The organism is Brevibacterium pigmentatum (assembly GCF_011617465.1).
Lineage (GTDB): Bacteria > Actinomycetota > Actinomycetes > Actinomycetales > Brevibacteriaceae > Brevibacterium > Brevibacterium pigmentatum.
On record NZ_CP050153.1, the window covers coordinates 1,565,920 to 1,585,538 of the forward strand.

Below are 19,619 nucleotides of genomic sequence, written 5' to 3' on the forward strand. Positions count from 1 at the left end.
ATCCGCTGTAGGGCTTGATCGACGCGAACTTTGCTCACCTAGGGCGTGCGGCGGGGAGACGAACGCGACAATGCTTGATCGGCGGGACCGCTGCGGTCAGCGATTGAACGCGATGGCGGCGATATGACCGTCGGGAATGCCGGCCTCAAGATCGTGGATGTCGACATCCGGATGCGGTGAGTTCGGCCGCGGCCCAGCGCCGATAAAGTCGAGACCGGGGTCGCGCGCCAACCCCGTGCTCAATGCCTTGAGGAAGGCCTCCGTGCGTGCCCACACGCGGACGAAGCCGGCGGCGAATTCGTCATCGGGAAGCGCTTCGAGCTCGGCCCGTTCTCTTTCGTGGAGCAGCTCCATCGCCTCAAGGGCGACATCGCGCTCGGGAACCGCTTCGATGTCGAGTCCGACCGGATCGTCGGAGACAGCGACGAGGACGAGGCGACGCGACCGGGACACGGAGAACTCGCACTCGTCATGGCGGGGCTTGCCCGCCGAATCGAGGCGGATCTCGATCGCAGCAGGATCCTGCTCCAGATGTGCACCGAGGACATGGCGGAGGACGACACGGCCGGCCGACCAGGTGGCGGCCGCCTCGGCGTCGAATTCCTTCGCATAGTTGCGTTCCTGCTCAGTGAGCACGGAATCGTCTTCGCGCGCCCACGCCGCCTCAGCCGAGGTGTCGGCGAGGACGAGCGTCACGGGAAGGTCGGTGGGCAGTACGGTGAAACTGGGGTGGTGAGCCATCGATCAGCGGCCCAGGGCCTTGTTGATCTTCTTGAGCTTCCGGTTGAGCACGAAGATCCGCACCGAACCGATGATTCCGGCGATGAGGATGCCGCCGATCGCAGCGAAGAGCATCGCCACGCCCAGGGGCAGTTCGAACTGCCAGCCGAAGTACTTGAACTCGGCCGGGACGTTGTTCTGCAGAATGAAGATGAGCAGCAGGACGACGATGACGGCACCGAGGATGAGGGAGACCCACATTCCCGCAGACATTCCGGATCCGGCCTTCGTCGACGGGAGCTCACCGGTGTGTCCTGCCGGAGGCTGTGTCTGCTCACGCTGCTCGTGTGGCGACATCTCTCGGGTCTTGTCCACGGCTGCGGTCTCGCCCGTCGCGGGAGTATCGCTGCCGAGGACTGAATCGGTTTCGGACAGGAGCTCTTCGGGCGTCTGCGAATCGCCACGCGGGTCTTGAGTACTCATGGGCCCATCATATCTGCTGATGGGGCCATGGGACGGGAACAGGGAAAGAGTGATTGCAGAGAGCAGACGAGCCCCGGCAGCTGCCGGGGCTCGTCCTCAGATGATGTCGATCAGACAGTCGATCAGACATCTGTCTGACGGTTGATCAGACGGTCTTGCTCAGCGAGGAGATGATCTCATTGAGCGTGGCCGAAGGACGCATGGCGGCTTCGGTCTTCTCGTCGTTCGGGTAGTAGTAGCCACCCAGGTCGACCGGGCTGCCCTGAACCTCGAGGAGTTCGGCCACAATGGCGTCCTCCTTCTCGGTCAGCGCCTTCGCCACAGGAGCGATGGCCTCGGCCAGAGCTTCGTCCGAGGTCTGCGCGGCCAGTTCCTGCGCCCAGTAGAGGGTGAGGTAGAAGTGGCTGCCGCGGTTGTCGATCTCGCCGACCTTGCGCGACGGCGACTTGTTCTCTTCGAGGAACTTACCGGTCGCGGCATCGAGGGTGTCGGCCAGCACGCCGGCCCGCTCGTTTCCGTGGACGTTGAACTCGTGGCGGAAGGATTCGGCCAGGGCGAGGAACTCACCGAGGGAGTCCCACCGCAGGTGGTTCTCCTCGACGAGCTGCTGCACGTGCTTCGGTGCCGAGCCGCCGGCGCCGGTCTCGAACAGTCCGCCGCCTGCGATGAGGGGAACGACGGAGAGCATCTTCGCCGAGGTGCCGAGCTCGAGGATCGGGAACAGGTCCGTGTTGTAGTCACGCAGCACGTTGCCGGTCACCGAGATGGTGTCCTTGCACTCACGGATGCGGTCGATGGAGAACTGAGTGGCCTCCACCGGGTTCATGATGCGGATGTCCAGGCCCTCGGTGTCGTGGTCCTTGAGGTACTCCTCGACCTTCGACGTGATGTTGCGGTCGTGGGCACGGGTCTCGTCGAGCCAGAACACGGCGGGGGTCTCGGACAGGCGGGCACGGGTGACGGCGAGCTTGACCCAGTCGCGGACGGGGATGTCCTTCGTCTGGCAGGCGCGCCAGATGTCACCAGCGGCGACCTCGTGGCTCATGAGCACCTCGCCGGCAGCGTTGACGACCTCGACGGTTCCGGTCTCCGGGATCTCGAAGGTCTTGTCGTGGCTGCCGTACTCTTCGGCCTTCTGCGCCATGAGACCGACGTTGGGAACGGTGCCCATGGTCCGCGGGTCGAAGGCGCCCTTGGCCTGGCAGTCCTCGATGACGGTCTGATAGACGCCGGCATAGGAGGAGTCGGGGATGACGGCCAGAGTGTCCTGGGTCTGGTCATCCTTGTTCCACATCTTGCCGCCGACGCGGATCATCGCGGGCATCGAGGCGTCGACGATGACGTCGGAGGGCACATGGAGGTTCGTGATGCCCTTGTTCGAGTTGACCATGGCCAGGTCGGGTCCGTCGGCCAGGCCCTTCTCGATACCGGCCTTGATCCCGGCAGCCGCATCGGCGGGCAGGGTGTCGAGTCCGGCGAGGATGGCGGCCAGTCCGTTGTCGGAGGTCAGCCCCGCCTCGGCGAGGACGTCACCGTATTCGGCGAAGACCTCGGGGAAGAACGCCTCGATGACCTTACCGAAGAGGATGGGGTCGGAGACCTTCATCATCGTGGCCTTGAGGTGGACGGAGAAGAGGACGCCGTCGGCCTTGGCAGCGGCGATCTGGTCCTTGACGAATTCGTCGAGGGCGGCGGCGTTCATCTTCGTCGAATCGACGATCTCGCCGGCGAGGACGGGCAGGGACTCCTTGAGGACCGTGGTGTCACCGGCTGCGGTGCGCAGACGGATCGTCAGGGTGTCATCGGCCTCGATGATCACGGACTTCTCGTTGGCGCGGAAGTCGTCCGAGCCCATGGTGGCGACGCGGGTCTTCGAGTCCTTCGACCATTCGCCCATCGAATGCGGGTGAGCCTTGGCGAAGTTCTTCACTGCCTGCGGAGCGCGACGGTCGGAGTTGCCCTCACGCAGCACCGGGTTGACGGCCGAACCCTTGACCTTGTCGTAGCGTGCCCGAACGTCCTTCTCCTCAGCGGTCGAAGGCTCTTCCGGGTAGGCGGGCAGGTCGTAGCCCTGGGACTGCAGTTCGGTGATCGTCGCCTTCAGCTGCGGGACGGAAGCCGAGATGTTGGGCAGCTTGATGATGTTGGCATCGGGGGTCTTGGCGAGATCGCCCAGCTCCGCGAGTGCGTCGCCGACCTGCTGGTCTTCGGGCAGACGGTCGTTGAACTGGGCCAGCACGCGTGCGGCGAGAGAGATGTCCCTGGTCTCAACCTCGACACCGGCCGACGTGGCGAAGGCTTCGATGATCGGCTTGAGCGAATACGTCGCCAGAAGCGGCGCTTCATCCGTGCGCGTGTAAATGATTTTAGCCATAGTTAAGGACCACTCCGCATCTTCTTGGGGTTTATCGCCCTCCATCCTACCTTCTGGGCCATTTCGGTAGGCGGCCCCGGCCGATGATGGTGCTCACATCCCCAGGTGGCACCCGGTAGTCTTCTGTGTCGGCACGGACAACAGAAAGAGGACGACAGTGGCCAAACTCTACTTCCGGTACGGAGCGATGAATTCCGGCAAGTCGACCGCTCTTCTGCAAGCGGCCTTCAACTACGAGGAACGCGGCCAGCGCGTTCTGCTGGCCAAGCCGCTGATCGACACCAAAGGCGCATCGCAGATCGTGTCCCGATTGGGCGTCACCCGTGAGGTCGACTTCGTCATCCCCGCCGACGGTGACGTGGAGCGGATCTATGCCGAACATGCCGACTACGTCGACCACGATGCCCTCATCGAATCCATCGACGCCCCGAAGATCCCGGTCGCGTGCCTGCTCATCGACGAAGCGCAGTTCCTCAGCCCCGTCCAAGTGGATTCGCTCATGCGAATCGCGACCGCCTCCTCGGTGCCGGTGATGTGCTACGGAATCCGCACAGACTTCCAGACGAAGGCATTCCCCGGTTCAGCGCGACTGCTTGAGATCGCCCATACCCTCGAGGAACTCAAGACGATCTGTCGCTGCGGTCGCAAGGCCATGTTCAACGGCCGCCTCGTCGACGGACAGTTCATCTTCGACGGCGATCAGGTCGCCATCGACGGCAATTCCGTGACCTATGAGTCACTATGCCCGAGCTGTTATCTCGAGTATTCCGGCGGTAGGCTTTCAACGACAGACTCCTGACCGATACCGACTCAGCTTCCCCGTCGAATCCAGTTCGTCGATTTCCGTCGATCCAGTCGAAATCCGTTCGCACTCTCAGTTCTCAAGGAGCCTCCATGCGCATCGCCGTTCGTGCCTTCAACGACAATCCCGGTTCTCCCGTCCTCGTCTTCGGCAACGCGCTGGGCACCCGGATGCCCCTGTGGACGTCCGTGGCCGCGCGCCTGGCCGACGACTTCCAGATCTACCTCACCGATCTTCCCGGACATACCCTCCCCGCCGGTGATTCCCTCGCCGAGGCGGCCGCCTCGGTGACGATCGATCAGCTGGCCTCCGGTGTCGTCGAGTCCCTCGCCGAGCTCGGGGTGGAATCCTTCGCCTACTGCGGAGTCTCGATCTCCGGAGCGATCGGCCTGACCTTGGCCCTCAACCATCCCGAAAGACTCACCGGACTCGTCGCCTGTGCGACGGCCGAGAAGTTCGGCACCCCGGATTCCTGGGACGAACGCATCGGCGAGGTCCGCGCCGACGGCACGCGCGGACTCGTCGACGACACCGCTGATCGGTGGTTCGCCGCCGGTTTTCTCGGCGAAGACATCGCCACGGGTCACCTCATCCTGTCCGACCTCGCACTGGTCGATGACGAAGCTTATGTGGCGGCCGCCTCGGCGCTGAAGACCTACGACGTGAGCGGGAAGCTCGGCTCGATCACCACCCCGACGCTCGTCATGGCCGGCGCCCAGGACCCCGGCTGCACCCCCGAGGCGATGTCGTCCCTGGCCGAGCAGATCGAGGACGCACGCTCCGTCACGATCCCGGACTCCGCCCACCTCCCGATGGCCGAACACCCCGAGATCGTCGTCGACCACATCCAGGAGTTCTGCGGCCAGCTGTAGGAGCCACTGCGGCGAAGGGCCGCGAAGCACCCATGCGCTCACGGAGCGCGGGCGATTCTCTCGGTAGAGAGACCACATCTGGAGTATGCTGAGCGTTAGCACAGGCACACCTGCTCGATGAGGAGTGAGAATGTCCCCGCGCCCGAATTCCGCTGAGTTCACATCCACTGAGATCGGCATGCGATCTCCCGGGGAGCGAGAACCCGGCATCAGTCGCTCCACACTGCGAATCCGGTGGACCGGTTTCCTGCTCGGCCTCATCTTCTCCACGCTGATCTATGCGATCATGCCCGCCGGTGTCGAGCACGCTGCCAAACTGACCGCAGCGGTCGCAGTGCTCATGGCGGTCTGGTGGATGACGGAAGCACTGCCGATCGCAGCGACGTCCCTCGTCCCGCTCGTGGCGTTCCCCGTCCTCGGAACCGACGTCGAGATGGAGACGGTCGGTGCCTCATATGGAAATCCGATCATCTTCCTCTTCCTCGGCGGCTTCCTCATCGCCTTGGCCATGCAGCGATGGAATCTGCACCGTCGCATCGCACTCGTAACGCTGAGCATCATGGGTGACCGACCGGGACCGATGATCGCCGGATTCATGATCGCCACCGGGTTCATCTCGATGTGGGTCTCGAACACGGCGACCGCGGTGATGATGCTGCCGATCGGAATGTCCGTGCTCATGATCGTGTCGAAGGTGATCGGCACGGCCATCAACGACGGTGCGGGCCACGACGCGGCAAGCCGGGACGCGGCAAGCCGGGACGATGCAGGTCGGGATGCTGCCGGCCGGGATGCTGCCGGCCGGGACGGCGTCGACGGTGCAGCCGGGGACCCCAGCGACAGCGGCGATGACACCGGCATCGGCGCCGTTGTGAAATCGAATTTCGGCACCGCCCTCATGCTCGGAATCGCCTACTCCGCGTCGATCGGCTCGTTGGGCACGATCATCGGCACTCCTCCCAATCTCTTCCTCGTCGGCTATCTCAAGGACAACCACGACATCTCCATCGGTTTCGGTCAGTGGATGATCGTGGGTGTGCCGCTGGCAGTGGTGATGATGGCCATCGCCTGGTTCCTGCTGGTCAAGGTGCTGTTCAAACCGGAGATCGACAGGATTCCCGGCGGACGTGAACTCATCCGTGAGGAACTGGCCAAACTCGGCCCCATGTCCACCGGTGAGAAGCTCGTGCTCGCGATGTTCGTCCTCGCCGCCGTCAGCTGGATCTCACTGCCGCTGATCTTCGAGGAACCGCCGATCAGCGACGAAGGCATCGCCATGGCCGTGGGCCTCCTGCTCTTCCTCATCCCCGGTGGGGCGAACCGCGGCGTGCGCCTCCTCGACTGGGACACCGCAGAGAAGCTGCCCTGGGGAGTCCTCCTGCTCTTCGGCGGCGGACTCGCTCTCTCCGCTCAGTTCTCTGAGTCGGGTCTGACCGAATGGATCGGTACGACAACGAGCGGCCTCGGCGTTCTGCCGAGGGTCCTCGTCGTCGCCATCTTCGCCGCTATCATCCTCTTCCTCACCGAGCTGACCTCGAACACCGCGACGGCGGCGACGTTCGTCCCCGTCGTCGGGGGAGTGGCCATGGGACTCGACCTCGACCCGCTGCTGCTGACGATTCCCGTCGCCCTGGCCGCGACATGCGCGTTCATGTTGCCGGTGGCGACCCCGCCCAATGCGGTCGCCTTCGGTTCCGGCTATGTCACCGTGGCTCAGATGGTCAAGGGCGGGCTGTGGCTTAATGTCATCGGCATCGTGCTCGTCACTGCCACGGTATATCTGCTCGCCGTTCCGGTATTCGGTATCACTGTCTGAACTCGGGCGGAACTGGCAGACTGATGTCATGACTGAGCTGTTCGAACCGCTGACCCTGCGTGGTACAGAGATTCCCAATCGCATCTGGCTGGCACCGATGTGCCAGTACTCCTGCGAAGCCGAAGACGGAATGCCCGGCCCTTGGCATCTCGTCCACCTCGGTGCCCGAGCGCAGGGCGGATTCGGGCTCATCCTCACGGAAGCCTCCGCAGTCGTCCCCGAAGGACGCATCTCACCGCAGGACGCTGGGATCTGGAACGACGATCAGGCCGAATCATGGTCGGCGGTCGTCGACTTCGTCCATTCCCAGGGCAGCGTGATCGGCATCCAGCTCGCGCACGCCGGCCGCAAGGCCAGCACCTATCGCCCCTTCACAGGTGAGCCGAAGGGCAGCGTCCCCGAATCCGATGGAGGATGGCCGACGCTCGGCGCGAGCCCCATCGCCTATCCGCAGCTGGCCGAGCCCGTGGAGATGACGAAGGGCGACATCGCCGAGGTGGTCGCGGCCTTCGCAGCCGCGGCTCGCCGTTCGATCGACGCAGGGTTCGACCTCGTCGAGCTCCATGCCGCCCATGGCTATCTGCTCCATTCCTTCCTGTCACCACTGTCGAACCAGCGCAGCGACGAATACGGCGGCGATCTCGCCGGCCGGTCCCGACTGCTCCACGAGGTCTATACGGCCGTGCGCGCTGAGGTCGGCGAGAATGTGCCCGTCTTCGTGCGCATCTCGGCAAGCGAATGGACAGACGGCGGTTTCGACATCGCCGAAGCCGCAGAGGTCAGCCGTGCGCTGTCGGAGGCCGGAGTCGACCTCATCGACGTCTCCTCGGGCGGCAACTATCCGGTGCGGATCCCCATCGGCCCCGGCTACCAGGTGTCCCTGGCCGCAGCGGTCCGCGCCGAAGGAGCCTTGACCGGAGCCGTCGGACTCATCACGGATCCGAAGCAAGCCGAGACGATCCTCAGCTCGGGACAGGCCGACGCGATCTTCATGGCTCGAGCCGCTCTGCGCGAACCCTCGTGGCCGCAGCGCGCCGCCCACGTCCTCGGAGTCGAACCCGGACCCTATCCGCCGCAGTACACCCGCGGCGCCTGGTGACCCGTCACTGAACCGTCGGCAATATCAGCACAGATTGAGGAGTATGGACATGAACACGATCGAAACCGAACACGTCATCATCCGCTCTATCGCGGTCTCGGAGATGGCAAACAACGTCTACCTGCTGACAGCTAAGGAGACGGGCTCCCAGGTGCTCATCGATGCCGCAGACGATGCCGAGGCGATCACGGAGCTCGTCGCCTCCGGAGCCGAGGACACGGAGGCCGAACCGACGCTGCGGGCGATCATCACCACGCACCGGCACTGGGATCATATTCGGGCGCTGCCGGCCACCTCGGCGAACTATCCGGAGGCGATGACCATCGCCGGTGCCGCGGACGCGGCCGCCATCACCGAGGCGGAAGGAGTGGAGATCACGCACTCTGTCGATCACCTCGATGTCGGGGACTTCGGCGGGTTCGTCCTCCAAGCCATCGCACTGCGCGGGCACACTCCCGGCTCGATCGCACTGCTTCTGCGCGACGGCGGTCAGACCATCCTGTTCTCCGGTGACTCGCTGTTTCCGGGCGGCCCGGGCAAGACCTGGTCAGCGGAGGACTTCACCTCTCTCATGGACGACCTCGAGGAGCGGGTCTTCGGCGAACTTCCGGACGAAACTCTCGTTCTGCCCGGACATGGGGACTCGACGGCCCTGGGTGAGGAACGTCCGAAACTGGGGGAATGGCGCGAACGCGGCTGGTGACCGACGCCCCGCCGTCACCTGACGGGCTGGTGGCCGCGATTCCGTCCTCAGCTCAACGGAGGGCGAGGGCTCAGCGGAGGGCGAAAACGCTCGGCGCGTTGCTCAGCTCGGCAGCGCCGCGAAGCCGATGAGCGCCCAGACGATGGAGAGCAGACCCACGGCGATGATGCCGATGTTCCATCTCGTCTCGATGACACGCTGTCCGCTGGGGTTGGCCAGCTCTGCGTCGCTGAGCGCCGCATAGCGATCGAGCACGGCATCGACGGCCGGGCTTGGATCCTCGACGAGCTGACGCCTGCCCTGTTCATCCTTCTCCCATTTCTTGCCCTTGCCGGCCAGCGGCCATGAGGCGAACTTCTTCTCATGAGTGCGCACACTCAGACCGAAGTGCGTCTCGAAGCCGTCGACGAGATTCCACGGGATCGTCACGGTCTGCAGAGGGTTGACCAGGACGAGCTGCTGTCTGTGCAGCTCGACACGGGGATAGCGATAGAAGACGAAGACCAAGGTGCCGACGGCCAGCGGGATGCCCGCAGCGGCCAGACCACGCAGGGTGAAATCGCCGAACACGATCGAGAGCACACCGAAGGCACAGAGGCCGCCGACGATGAAGAAGAGGGCCGTCGAACTCGTCGTCCGCACGACGGTCGGCTCGGTTTCATTGCGATCTATCTCACTGTCAGCCACCTGATCATCCTATCCATTGAGACTGAACAAAAGTTGTCTGTTCTCTTGGTCTCGAAACGGTAACGATTCGGAAATTTGCTCATTATGTGGACTCCGTCACAGTCGCCCGTGAATTAACTTTGATGCAATCCATGTGAAAAGCATGAACGCGGTCACATGCGCTTCGGTCTCTGCCGACCCGCTGCATGTGACCGGAATGCACTCCGGTCTGGGAGTGTAAGAACGAGGGTGACTCGCCCTAGAACAACAAGGAGAGAACGTGAACAAGCGCTTCCTCGCGGCCGGTGCCTCTGTGGCTGCCGCTGCAATGGTGCTCACCGCCTGCACACCCCCTGGCGGAGGCAGTGACGATGAAGCATCGAATGACACCGCCGTCAACATCGGTTGGAACGAATCCTTCCGTTCGATGAACACGCTGACCGCAAACGGCAACGCGACGTCGAACGCCATTCTCACTTACATGATGAATGACAACTTCGGGTACTACGACGACAACCTGGAGGTTCAGGAAGGCGCGCTCGGCAAGGTCGAGCAGGTTTCGGAAGATCCGCTCAAGGTCAAGTACACCTTCAACGACGATGCCAAGTGGTCCGACGGCACCCCCGTCGACGCCGCTGACCTGGCGCTGACCTGGGCTGGCACCTCGGCGAACTTCAACACCGTCGAATCCAACAACAACGACGACGGAACGGTGAAGAAGAACGACGCGAAGACCGTCTACTTCGACTCCTCGACCGCCGGTTCGGCTCTGGTCAAGAAGTTCCCCGAGATCTCCGAAGACGGGAAGGAGATCACCCTCGAATACTCGAAGCCCTACGCTGACTGGCAGACCGAGTTCGGCACCGGTGCCGACGGCGTCGGTGTGCCCGCCCATATCGTGGCGAAGAAGGCACTCGGGGTCGACGATGCCGAAGAGGGCAAGCAGGCGATCCTCGATGCAATCAAGGACAAGGACACCGAGAAGCTCTCGAAGATCTCGAACACCTGGAACACCGGGTTCGACTTCACGTCGATGCCGAAGGACAAGGACCTGCTGGTCCATAACGGTCCGTACAAGATGACGAAGTTCGAAGAGGGACAGTACGTCACCCTCGAACTCGACGACAACTACACCGGGCCGGTGAAGCCGAAGGTCAAGACCGTCACGGTCCGCTACAACGGTGACCCGATGGCGATGATCCAGGCGATCGAGAACGGCGAAGTCGACATGACTCAGCCGCAGGCGACCGCTGACGTCCTCTCCGCAGCCGAGAAGATCGACGGCGTCACGGTCGACGCCGCCGATGGTGCGACCTACGAGCACGTCGACTTCACCTTCAACAACAAGGGGCCCTTCGACCCGGCTGCCCACGGTGGCGACGAGGAGACGGCGAAGAAGGTCCGTCAGGCGTTCCTCAAGGCGCTGCCGCGTGAGGACATCGTCGAGAAGATCATCAAGCCTCTCAACGACAAGGCCGTCACCCGCGATTCGTACTCGCAGGTTCCCGGCTCGCCGATGTACGACGCGATCACCAAGGTCAACGGCGTCGCAGACGCCGCCGATGGTGACGTCGCGGCCGCGAAGAAGCTGCTCGAGGAAGCGGGCGTCGACGCTCCGACCGTGCGTGTCATGTACGACAACACGAACTCGCGTCGTCAGCAGGAGTTCCAGCTGATCAAGGAATCGGCCGAGAAAGCCGGCTTCAAAATCAAGGACGTCGGAGACGTCAATTGGGGCACCCGCCTGGGCGACGGCACCTACGATGTCTCGCTGTTCGGCTGGCAGTCCGAAGGCACCGGAGTCACGGAGAACGATGCGAACTTCCGCACCGGCGCTCAGAACAACTACGGCGGCTACTCGAGCAAGGAGATGAACAAGATCCTCGACAAGCTGCTCGTGTCCAAGGAAGATGAGCAGCAGGAGCTTCTCATCGACATGGAGAAGCAGCTGACCGAGGACGCATTCGGTGCGCCGATCTTCCAGTTCCCCGAACTGACGATCTACCGTGACAGCGTGAAGAACGTGAAGTCGACGTCCGTGTCGCCGACGATGTTCTGGAACTACTGGGAGTGGGAAGTCAACTGATTCGCGACTGACGCGATCGGTTCTTCTCCACCCAAGCCTTCTGTGGGGATCACTGTGTGATCCCCACAGTGGCGTTTTCGGAAGATTGAAACGGAAGCCCCATTATGATCAGATTCATCCTCCGACGATTGCTGTCGACGGCGCTCGTACTCCTCGTCGTCACCTTCGTCCTCTACCTGCTCCTCAACGTCGCGCTCGACTTCTTCTGGGACCTGCGCGCGAGCACCTCACCGAATATCGAGGCCCTCTACGAGTCGCGTCGACGACTCCTCGACCTCGACACTCCCGCAGTCGTCCGCTACTTCAAGTGGTTGGCAGGCGTCGGCGGCTGCGCCATCGGCCAATGTGACTTCGGCATCGCCTGGAAGTCCGGCCAGGAAGTCACCGAACAGCTGCAGGGCGCGATCATCAACACGATCAAGCTCATCACCGCCTCGACGATCGTGGCCATCATCCTCGGCATCGCCGTGGGCATGATCTCGGCCATCCGCCAGTACTCGGGCTTCGACTACTTCATCACCTTCGTCTCCTTCCTCCTCTACTCGCTGCCCGTCTTCTGGGTGGCGGTGCTGCTCAAGCAGTACGGTGCGATCGACATCAACAACTTCATCAACGATCCGACCCTGGAATCCTGGTGGCCGATCATCATCGGCTGTGTGGCCATGGGCCTGTTCTGGATGGGTGCGCTCGGAGGCAGCGCGAAGCGTCGAGCCATCACCTTCGCCGCTGCCGCGCTCATCACCTTCGGCACGATCTACTACATCCTCGCCAGCGGCTGGATGCAGCAGCCGACCATCGGCCTTCTCGGCGTGGTCGTCATCGGCGCCGGTGCGGCCATCGTCATGACGTACCTGTCGACGGGACTGAAGAACCGCCGCGTGCTCTATGCCTCGCTGACCACAGTGGTCATCGGCGCGCTGCTCTACTGGCCCCTGATGAACCTCTTCTACTACTTCGACATGAACTGGCTGTGGATGTTCGGGCTCTTCATCGTGGCGATCGCGGTCGCCATCGGCGTCGGACTGGCATTCCGGGGACCGGATCCCTGGGACACCGCACGCACGACGAGCTTCACCGCCATCATCGTGGCAGTGCTCATCTTCGCCGACCGCGTACTACAGGGGTGGCAGGAGTATTCGGACGACCCGGCCATCAACAATCGCCCGATCGCGACGATCGGCGCTTCGGCGCCGAACATCGACGGTGACTTCTGGATCACGAACCTCGACTCGTTCACCCACCTCCTGCTGCCGTCGATCGCCCTGGTCCTCATCTCCTTCGCCTCGTACACCCGCTACACCCGCGGTTCGATGCTCGAGGTCATGGGGCAGGACTACATCCGCACGGCACGAGCCAAGGGCCTCAACGAACGTACGGTGATCATGCGCCACGCACTGCGCAATGCGCTGCTGCCGCTGGCCTCGATCATCCCTGTCGACATCATCACGATGATCGGCGGCGCCGTCATCACGGAGACGATCTTCGGCTGGAACGGCATGGGCAAGCTCTTCATCGACTCGCTGAGGCAGGCAGAGCTCGACCCGGTCATGGCCTACATCCTCATCACAGGCCTGCTCGCCATCATCGCCAACCTGGTCGCGGACTTCCTCTACGCCGTCCTCGACCCGAGAATCCGAGTGAACGCATGAGTACCAACAACGACAAACAGAACGCTCTCGCTCTCGACGAAGTCGGGGACAATGCGATCGAGTCGAAAGAGACCGAAGGACTGTCCCAGGGCAAGATCGTCCTGCGCAAGTTCCTCCGTCACAAAGGTGCGATGATCTCCATCGTCGTCCTTCTGCTCGTGGCGATCTTCGCCTTCAGCGCGCTGGGCTTCGCAGGCATTCCCGGCTGGTGGAAGTTCACCCACACGGCCTCCGGGCCGGTGGTCAATCCCGGAGGCGCCCCGACCTGGTCGTTTGCGAACCCGTTCTCGCTCGGCGATCATCCGTTCGGTCAGGATGAGATCGGTCGTGACAACTTCGCCCGAGTGATGAAGGGGACCCAGATCTCCCTCGTCGTCATGTTCATCATCGGCATCGTGTGCCTCATCATCGGCACAGTCGTCGGCGCCCTCGCGGGCTACTACCGCGGCTGGATCGACTCGGTGCTCATGCGCATCACCGACGGCTTCGTCATCCTCCCGGTCATCGTCGTCGGATCGATCCTCGGCGTCCTCGTCGGCGGAGCGAATGGTCCGCTGCTCGGTGTGGCACTGGGCTGTATCCTCTGGGTCGGTCTCGCACGTCTCGTCCGCGGTGACTTCATGTCCCTGCGCGAACGCGAATTCGTCGATTCGGCCCGAGTGGCCGGTGCCAGCGACTTCCGGATCATGTTCAAGCACATGCTGCCCAACGCCATGGGCGTCATCATCGTCAACACGACACTGATCATGAGCCAGGCGATCGTCCTCGAAGCCTCCCTGAGCTACCTCGGCTTCGGCATCAAGCCGCCCGGCATCTCGCTCGGTCAGCTCATCAGCGAATACCAGACCTCCTTCGCCACCCGCCCGTGGCTGTTCTGGTGGCCCGGTCTGTTCATCATCGTCATCGCTCTGTGCGTGAACTTCATCGGCGACGGTCTGCGCGACGCGTTCGACCCGCGGATGAAGACCATCCCGAGCTGGAGGAAGATGAAGAAGGCCGAGCGCATGGCACAGAAGGAGGCCAAGTGATGGCTGAGAAGAAGACAGACGTCCAGCCGAAGAAGGGCTCTCCGATCCTCGAGGTCAACGACCTCGGAGTCCAGTTCTGGGTCAGCGACGAATGGTGGATGGCCGCCGAGCACCTCGACTACACGGTCAACGCCGGCGAGGTGCTGGCGATCGTCGGCGAATCCGGTTCCGGTAAGTCCCAGTCGAGTATGTCTCTGCTCGGCCTCCTGCCGACCAACGGACGGGCCACCGGCTCGGCGAAGCTCAATGGGCGTGAGCTCATCGGGATGCCGCCGGAGAAGATGCAGGCGGTGCGCGGCAACGACATCTCCGTGATCTTCCAGGAGCCGATGACTGCGCTCAACCCGGTCTACACCGCCGGCTACCAGATCGTGGAGACGCTGCGCGTCCACCTCGACATCGGTCCCAACGAAGCCAAGGAGCGGGCACTCGAGCTCATGCGGCTCGTCGAGATCCCGGATCCGGAGGACCGGTTCCATTCGTTCCCGCACCAGCTCTCGGGCGGTCAGCGCCAGCGCATCATGATCGCGCAGGCTCTCGCCTGTCAGCCGAAGCTGCTCATCGCCGATGAGCCGACCACGGCTCTCGACGTCACGGTGCAGGCCGAGATCCTCAAGCTCATGCGCGAGCTCAAGCACAAGCTCGACGCCGGAATCATCCTCATCACCCACGATATGGGTGTGGTGGCGGATATGGCCGACTGCATCATCGTCATGCGCGCCGGCAAGGTGGTCGAATCGGGAACTGCGGAGGAGATCTTCTACAACCCGCAGCACCCGTACACGAAGCAGCTCCTCGAGGCTGTGCCCCACCTCGGTGCGGGAACCGACAGTGAAGCATTCGGCGGCAGCGTCGGCGATGTCGAAGCCTCGCTGTCCGATATCACCTTCGATCAGGCGTCGCACGCTTCCGACCCGGTCGGGCTGTCCGAAGCCGGCGGTGGTGGCGATGGCCTCTCCGAGGCCGGTGCCGCCGATATGGCCTTGGCCGAGGCGCGAGCCCAGGCGAACGAGCAGGATCGCCCCAAGATCGAGATGGACTCCACGGAGACGTACTACCATCCCGGTTCGCAGGCGGACTTCTCGAAGCCCTCTGCTCTGCAGCTGCGCGATGCCGCGATCGAGTACCCCGCGATCGGCCGGAAGAAGGCCTTCCGCGCCGCTCATCACATCAATCTCATGATCGCTCCCGGCGAAGTCGTGGGCCTGGTGGGGGAGTCCGGTTCGGGTAAGACGACGATCGGGCGTGCCGCTCTGGGGCTGCTGCCCACCGTCAAAGGCGACATGGTCGTCAACGGCACGAGCATCAAAGGCCTGAGCAACAAGCAGATGCGGCCCCTGCGCAAGGAAGTCGGAATCGTGTTCCAGGATCCCGGTTCCTCGCTCAACCCGCGACTGCCGGTCGGGGAGTCGATCGGAGAGCCTCTCTACCTCCATGAGGGGATGAAGGGGCCGCAGCTGAGCAAGCGAGTCGAGGAACTGCTGACCGCGGTCGAACTGCCGACCTCCATGCGCAACCGCTATCCGCATGAGCTCTCCGGCGGTCAGCGCCAGCGCATCGGCATCGCCCGTGCTCTGACTCTGCGACCGAAGCTGCTCATCGCCGATGAGCCGACCTCGGCGCTCGACGTGTCCGTGCAGGCGAAGGTCCTCGACCTGTTCGAAGGTCTGCAGAAGGAATACGGCTTTGCGTGCCTGTTCATCAGCCACGACCTCGCCGTGGTCGAGCGCATCGCCGAGCGCATCGCGGTGATGCGCCACGGCTACCTCGTCGAGATCGGCAAGTCCTCGCAGGTCGTGGCGAACCCCGTCCACCCGTACACACAGCGACTGCTGTCGGCGGTTCCGGTTCCGGATCCGAAGGAGCAGCGCAAGCGTCGGGAGGCCAGGGACGCGGTTCTCGAAGCCACGATGAACGCCTGACTTCGCCCAAGCTGACGGCCACCTGCACGCGAGAGCGTGCGGGTGGCCGTATAATTGTCTGTTGGGTCCGGGCTGGACCGATCTCTCTATCTCAAAAAGGTTCTTGATGACTGAAGCCATCACACGACGGGAAAACCGCCGAAACGTAGCAATCGTCGCACACGTCGACCACGGTAAGACCACTCTGGTCGATGCCATGCTCCGGCAGACCGGTGTGTTCAGCGAACACGGCGACTTCGCCGAACGCGTCATGGATTCAGGCGACCTCGAACGCGAGAAGGGAATCACCATTCTCGCGAAGAACACCTCGGTCCTCTACAACGGGCCCTCCGCCGGCGATGAACCCATCGTCATCAACGTCATCGACACCCCGGGCCACGCCGACTTCGGCGGAGAGGTCGAACGCGGACTGTCGATGGTCGACGGCGTCGTCCTCCTCGTCGACGCCTCCGAAGGTCCGCTGCCGCAGACCCGCTTCGTCCTGCGCAAGGCGCTGGCTGCGAAGCTGCCCGTGATCCTCGTGATCAACAAGACGGACCGCGCCGATGCTCGAATCGACGGAGTCGTCGAGGAAGCCCAGGACCTGCTCCTGGGACTGGCCTCCGACCTCGCCGATGAAGTCCCGGACCTCGACGTCGATTCCGTCCTCGACGTGCCCGTCGTCTTCGCCGCCGCGAAGGCAGGTGCCGCCTCCCTCGAACAGCCCGCCGATGGAGCGGTCCCGGACAACCCCGACCTCGAGCCGCTGTTCAAGACGATCCTCGAGACGATTCCGGCACCGGAGATCAACTCCGACGGCATCCTCCAGGCCCATGTCACGAACCTCGACGCCTCGCCGTTCCTCGGCCGTCTGGCGCTGCTGCGCATCTTCGGCGGCACGCTGAAGAAGGGCCAGCAGGTCGCGTGGGCTCGCGGTGACGAGATCAGCTCGGTGAAGATCACCGAACTGCTCGAGACCCAGGGCCTCGACCGAGTGCCCGCCACGGAGGCTTCGGCCGGTGACATCGTCGCCGTCGCAGGCATCCCCGACATCATGATCGGTGACACGCTCACCGACATCAACACCCCGAAGCCGATGCCGGCGATCATCATCGACGATCCGGCGATCTCGATGACGATCGGCATCAACACCTCCCCGCTGGCCGGCCGTGAGAAGAATACGAAGGTCACCGCCCGAATGGTCAAGGACCGCCTCGACCAGGAGCTCGTCGGCAACGTGTCCCTCAAGGTCGTCCCGACCGAACGTCCCGACGCCTGGGAGGTCCAGGGTCGCGGTGAGCTGGCTCTGGCCATTCTCGTCGAGCAGATGCGCCGTGAGGGATTCGAGCTCACGGTCGGCAAACCCCAGGTTGTGACCAAGCAGGTCGACGGCAAGGTCCACGAGCCCTTCGAAGAGCTCACGATCGACGTTCCGGAGGACTACCTCGGCGCCGTGACCCAGCTGCTGGCTGCCCGCAAGGGCGTCATGTCGACCATGACGAACCACGGCACCGGCTGGGTGCGGATGGAGTTCAAAGTTCCCGCCCGCGGCCTCATCGGCTTCCGCACACGGTTCCTCACCGAGACCCGCGGCACCGGAATCGCGAACACGATCTCGGCCGGATACGGACCGTGGGCCGGCAACATCGAGTTCCGCATCAACGGATCTCTCGTGGCCGACCGTGCCGGTGCAGTGACTCCGTATGCGATGATCAACCTGCAGGACCGCGGAACCTTCTTCGTCGAACCAACCTCCGAGGTCTACGAGGGCCAGATCGTCGGCGAGAACTCGCGCGCCGACGACATGGACGTCAACATCACGAAAGAGAAGAAGCTGACGAACATGCGTTCGGCATCGGCTGACAGCTTCGAGAACCTCACCCCGCCGCGCAAGCTGACCCTCGAGGAGAGCCTCGAATTCGCCCGTGAGGACGAATGCGTCGAGGTCACCCCGGGTGCCATCCGCATCCGCAAGGTCGAACTCGATCAGAAGGAGCGCGCCAAGCTCTACGCGAAGCTGCGTCGCCAGAACGCCTGAGCCGGACCCCCGGACCCGGCAGCACCGAATGACCTCGAGCACCCAGGAACCAATGACTGTTACGCCACGCGTCCTCCTCGTGCACGCTCATCCCGACGATGAGACGATCACGACGGGCGGCACGATCGCCGCATTGGTCTCCGAGGGTGCCGAGGTCATGGTGCTCACCGCCACCCGCGGTGAGGGCGGCGAGGTCATCCCCGCAGACCTGAAGCAGCTCGAAGGCGACCGCCCCGGTCTCGCCCGGGTCCGGGAGCAGGAGATCGCCGAGGCGATGCGTGCGCTCGGGGCGCGCATGCACACCTTCCTCGGCGGGACCACCCGCACCTTCGAGGATTCGGGAATGGAATGGGGACCGGACGGGCACGCCCGGCCGGCTTCGTCGATGAGCGACAATGCCCTGTGCGCGACCGATGTCACGACGGTGGCCAGGCATATCGCCGCCGTCATCGATGCCCTCGAACCGCACGCGGTCATCACCTACGCCGCCAATGGGGGATACGGTCACCCGGACCATGTTCGGGTGCATGAGGCCACGACGATGGCATTCGATCTCGCCGAATGGCGGACCGGTCGGCTCCTCTATGTCGACACCCCCACCGAGGTGGCCCGCCGTTCGTTCGACCCGAACCAGAACGGTTTCGCTGAGACCGGTTTCGCCGCAGCCGAAACGATCCCGGCCAAACCTCCGGTCGGTCAGATCGTCATCGATCAGGACATCACCGCGGTGCTGCCGGCGAAACGGGCAGCCCTGGAGGCCCACCGCACCCAGGTGAGCGTGTCCGGCGACTTCTTCGCTCTGTCCAACGGCGTCGGTCAGAGGATCGGCGACCGCGAATTCTTCTCCATCGGCGCCGGGACCGCGATCCCGCCCGAGATCCTCAGCGCCGGACCGGCCCCGCACGTGCTCACCGGTCTCGACATTGCAGCAGTGGAGACGCAGGAGAATGCGGCGGCGGCCGCGCCTCTGCGACGTCGTCGTGAACCGCGCAAACCCGGAATCTTCGCCTACCTCCACTCCGCTGTGCTCGGTCTGCTCATCGCCTTCCTCGGCACCATGCAGCACCTCAACGTCACGGTGATCAACCTCGGTGAGACCCCGATCATCCTGCCGTGGGGGCTCGTGCTGGCCCTGGCGCTGGCCGCGGCGGGGCTGTGGCACCTGAAGACGATGTATCGCAGCAGCGCCCCGATGCTGGTCGCCGCCGTGATCATCGCCGTACTGTCCTTCGTCTTCGGCCAGCCGACGTGGCTGCCCGGGGCCGATATGATCGTCACCGGACTGCTGCGTTCCGTTGTGTGGCTGCTCGGACCGATGGTCCTGGCCGCCATTTTCTCCTTCATCAACGTGCGCGGGCACGATCGCACTCGCTAGACTCGTG

The 19,619-nt window shown here is 63.7% G+C and carries 15 protein-coding genes; 11 read left to right on the forward strand and 4 right to left on the reverse strand.

Annotated features, from left to right (window positions below):
• Window positions 1–96: 96 nt before the first annotated feature.
• The 3 genes from GUY30_RS07100 to GUY30_RS07110 all read right to left on the reverse strand — a co-directional run bounded on the left by GUY30_RS07100 (window position 97) and on the right by GUY30_RS07110 (window position 3,577).
• Window positions 97–741, reverse strand: coding sequence for a 4'-phosphopantetheinyl transferase family protein (locus GUY30_RS07100; protein WP_167195559.1), 645 nt, complete (start codon window positions 739–741; stop codon window positions 97–99).
• Between the two features lie 3 nt (window positions 742–744).
• On the reverse strand, window positions 745–1,203 hold the full coding sequence (locus GUY30_RS07105) for a LapA family protein (RefSeq protein ID WP_167195562.1): 459 nt from the start codon (window positions 1,201–1,203) through the stop codon (window positions 745–747).
• A gap of 145 nt (window positions 1,204–1,348) precedes the next feature.
• Window positions 1,349–3,577 (reverse strand): NADP-dependent isocitrate dehydrogenase, encoded by a 2,229-nt coding sequence (locus GUY30_RS07110; RefSeq protein ID WP_167195565.1) that lies wholly within the window; start codon window positions 3,575–3,577, stop codon window positions 1,349–1,351.
• A 157-nt stretch (window positions 3,578–3,734) separates the two neighbouring features.
• On the opposite strand from GUY30_RS07110, the gene GUY30_RS07115 reads away from it, so the two are divergent.
• The 5 genes from GUY30_RS07115 (at window position 3,735) to GUY30_RS07135 (ending at window position 8,869) form a co-directional block, all read left to right on the forward strand.
• Entirely contained in the window at window positions 3,735–4,376 is a 642-nt protein-coding gene (locus GUY30_RS07115; protein WP_167195568.1) for a thymidine kinase, read from the forward strand.
• A gap of 95 nt (window positions 4,377–4,471) precedes the next feature.
• Window positions 4,472–5,251, forward strand: coding sequence for an alpha/beta fold hydrolase (locus GUY30_RS07120; RefSeq protein WP_167195571.1), 780 nt, complete (start codon window positions 4,472–4,474; stop codon window positions 5,249–5,251).
• Window positions 5,252–5,381: 130 nt separating this feature from the next.
• Complete coding sequence (locus tag GUY30_RS07125; RefSeq protein ID WP_167195573.1) at window positions 5,382–7,067, forward strand: SLC13 family permease; 1,686 nt, start codon at window positions 5,382–5,384, stop codon at window positions 7,065–7,067.
• A gap of 28 nt (window positions 7,068–7,095) precedes the next feature.
• Window positions 7,096–8,166 carry an NADH:flavin oxidoreductase/NADH oxidase gene (locus tag GUY30_RS07130; protein ID WP_167195576.1) on the forward strand — a complete coding sequence of 357 codons (1,071 nt, stop codon included), beginning with the start codon at window positions 7,096–7,098 and terminating at the stop codon, window positions 8,164–8,166.
• A 49-nt stretch (window positions 8,167–8,215) separates the two neighbouring features.
• Window positions 8,216–8,869: an MBL fold metallo-hydrolase gene (locus tag GUY30_RS07135; RefSeq protein ID WP_228281790.1), complete on the forward strand. Its 654-nt coding sequence runs from the start codon at window positions 8,216–8,218 to the stop codon at window positions 8,867–8,869.
• A 102-nt stretch (window positions 8,870–8,971) separates the two neighbouring features.
• On the opposite strand, the gene GUY30_RS07140 is transcribed toward GUY30_RS07135, so the two are convergent.
• Entirely contained in the window at window positions 8,972–9,556 is a 585-nt protein-coding gene (locus tag GUY30_RS07140) for a hypothetical protein (RefSeq protein WP_167195582.1), read from the reverse strand.
• Between the two features lie 259 nt (window positions 9,557–9,815).
• On the opposite strand from GUY30_RS07140, the gene GUY30_RS07145 reads away from it, so the two are divergent.
• From GUY30_RS07145 to GUY30_RS07170, 6 genes are all read left to right on the forward strand, one after another.
• Entirely contained in the window at window positions 9,816–11,621 is a 1,806-nt protein-coding gene (locus tag GUY30_RS07145) for an ABC transporter family substrate-binding protein (protein WP_167195584.1), read from the forward strand.
• A 104-nt stretch (window positions 11,622–11,725) separates the two neighbouring features.
• A complete protein-coding gene (locus tag GUY30_RS07150) occupies window positions 11,726–13,270 on the forward strand; it encodes an ABC transporter permease (RefSeq protein WP_167195588.1) in 1,545 nt (514 codons plus the stop codon).
• A complete protein-coding gene (locus GUY30_RS07155; RefSeq protein ID WP_167195591.1) occupies window positions 13,267–14,298 on the forward strand; it encodes an ABC transporter permease in 1,032 nt (343 codons plus the stop codon). Before GUY30_RS07150 ends, GUY30_RS07155 begins: the two co-directional genes overlap by 4 nt.
• Window positions 14,298–16,220: an ABC transporter ATP-binding protein gene (locus tag GUY30_RS07160; protein WP_167195594.1), complete on the forward strand. Its 1,923-nt coding sequence runs from the start codon at window positions 14,298–14,300 to the stop codon at window positions 16,218–16,220. The genes GUY30_RS07155 and GUY30_RS07160 overlap by 1 nt, the downstream gene beginning before the upstream one ends.
• Window positions 16,221–16,326: 106 nt before the next feature.
• The gene (gene typA, locus GUY30_RS07165) at window positions 16,327–18,237 is read left to right on the forward strand and encodes a translational GTPase TypA (protein WP_167195597.1); all 1,911 of its coding nucleotides are present in this window, start codon (window positions 16,327–16,329) and stop codon (window positions 18,235–18,237) included.
• A 52-nt stretch (window positions 18,238–18,289) separates the two neighbouring features.
• Entirely contained in the window at window positions 18,290–19,612 is a 1,323-nt protein-coding gene (locus GUY30_RS07170; RefSeq protein WP_167195600.1) for a PIG-L family deacetylase, read from the forward strand.
• Window positions 19,613–19,619: the final 7 nt, after the last annotated feature.

What these genes read in the sequence shown, in the direction of transcription:
- GUY30_RS07100 (WP_167195559.1), bottom strand. Translation starts at nt 741, where the DNA reads ATGGCTCACCACCCCAGTTTCACCGTACTGCCCACCGACCTTCCCGTG.
- GUY30_RS07105 (WP_167195562.1), bottom strand. Translation starts at nt 1,203, where the DNA reads ATGAGTACTCAAGACCCGCGTGGCGATTCGCAGACGCCCGAAGAGCTC.
- GUY30_RS07110 (WP_167195565.1), bottom strand. Translation starts at nt 3,577, where the DNA reads ATGGCTAAAATCATTTACACGCGCACGGATGAAGCGCCGCTTCTGGCG.
- GUY30_RS07120 (WP_167195571.1), top strand. Translation starts at nt 4,472, where the DNA reads ATGCGCATCGCCGTTCGTGCCTTCAACGACAATCCCGGTTCTCCCGTC.
- GUY30_RS07125 (WP_167195573.1), top strand. Translation starts at nt 5,382, where the DNA reads ATGTCCCCGCGCCCGAATTCCGCTGAGTTCACATCCACTGAGATCGGC.
- GUY30_RS07130 (WP_167195576.1), top strand. Translation starts at nt 7,096, where the DNA reads ATGACTGAGCTGTTCGAACCGCTGACCCTGCGTGGTACAGAGATTCCC.
- GUY30_RS07135 (WP_228281790.1), top strand. Translation starts at nt 8,216, where the DNA reads ATGAACACGATCGAAACCGAACACGTCATCATCCGCTCTATCGCGGTC.
- GUY30_RS07150 (WP_167195588.1), top strand. Translation starts at nt 11,726, where the DNA reads ATGATCAGATTCATCCTCCGACGATTGCTGTCGACGGCGCTCGTACTC.
- GUY30_RS07155 (WP_167195591.1), top strand. Translation starts at nt 13,267, where the DNA reads ATGAGTACCAACAACGACAAACAGAACGCTCTCGCTCTCGACGAAGTC.
- GUY30_RS07160 (WP_167195594.1), top strand. Translation starts at nt 14,298, where the DNA reads ATGGCTGAGAAGAAGACAGACGTCCAGCCGAAGAAGGGCTCTCCGATC.
- typA (WP_167195597.1), top strand. Translation starts at nt 16,327, where the DNA reads ATGACTGAAGCCATCACACGACGGGAAAACCGCCGAAACGTAGCAATC.
- GUY30_RS07170 (WP_167195600.1), top strand. Translation starts at nt 18,290, where the DNA reads ATGACTGTTACGCCACGCGTCCTCCTCGTGCACGCTCATCCCGACGAT.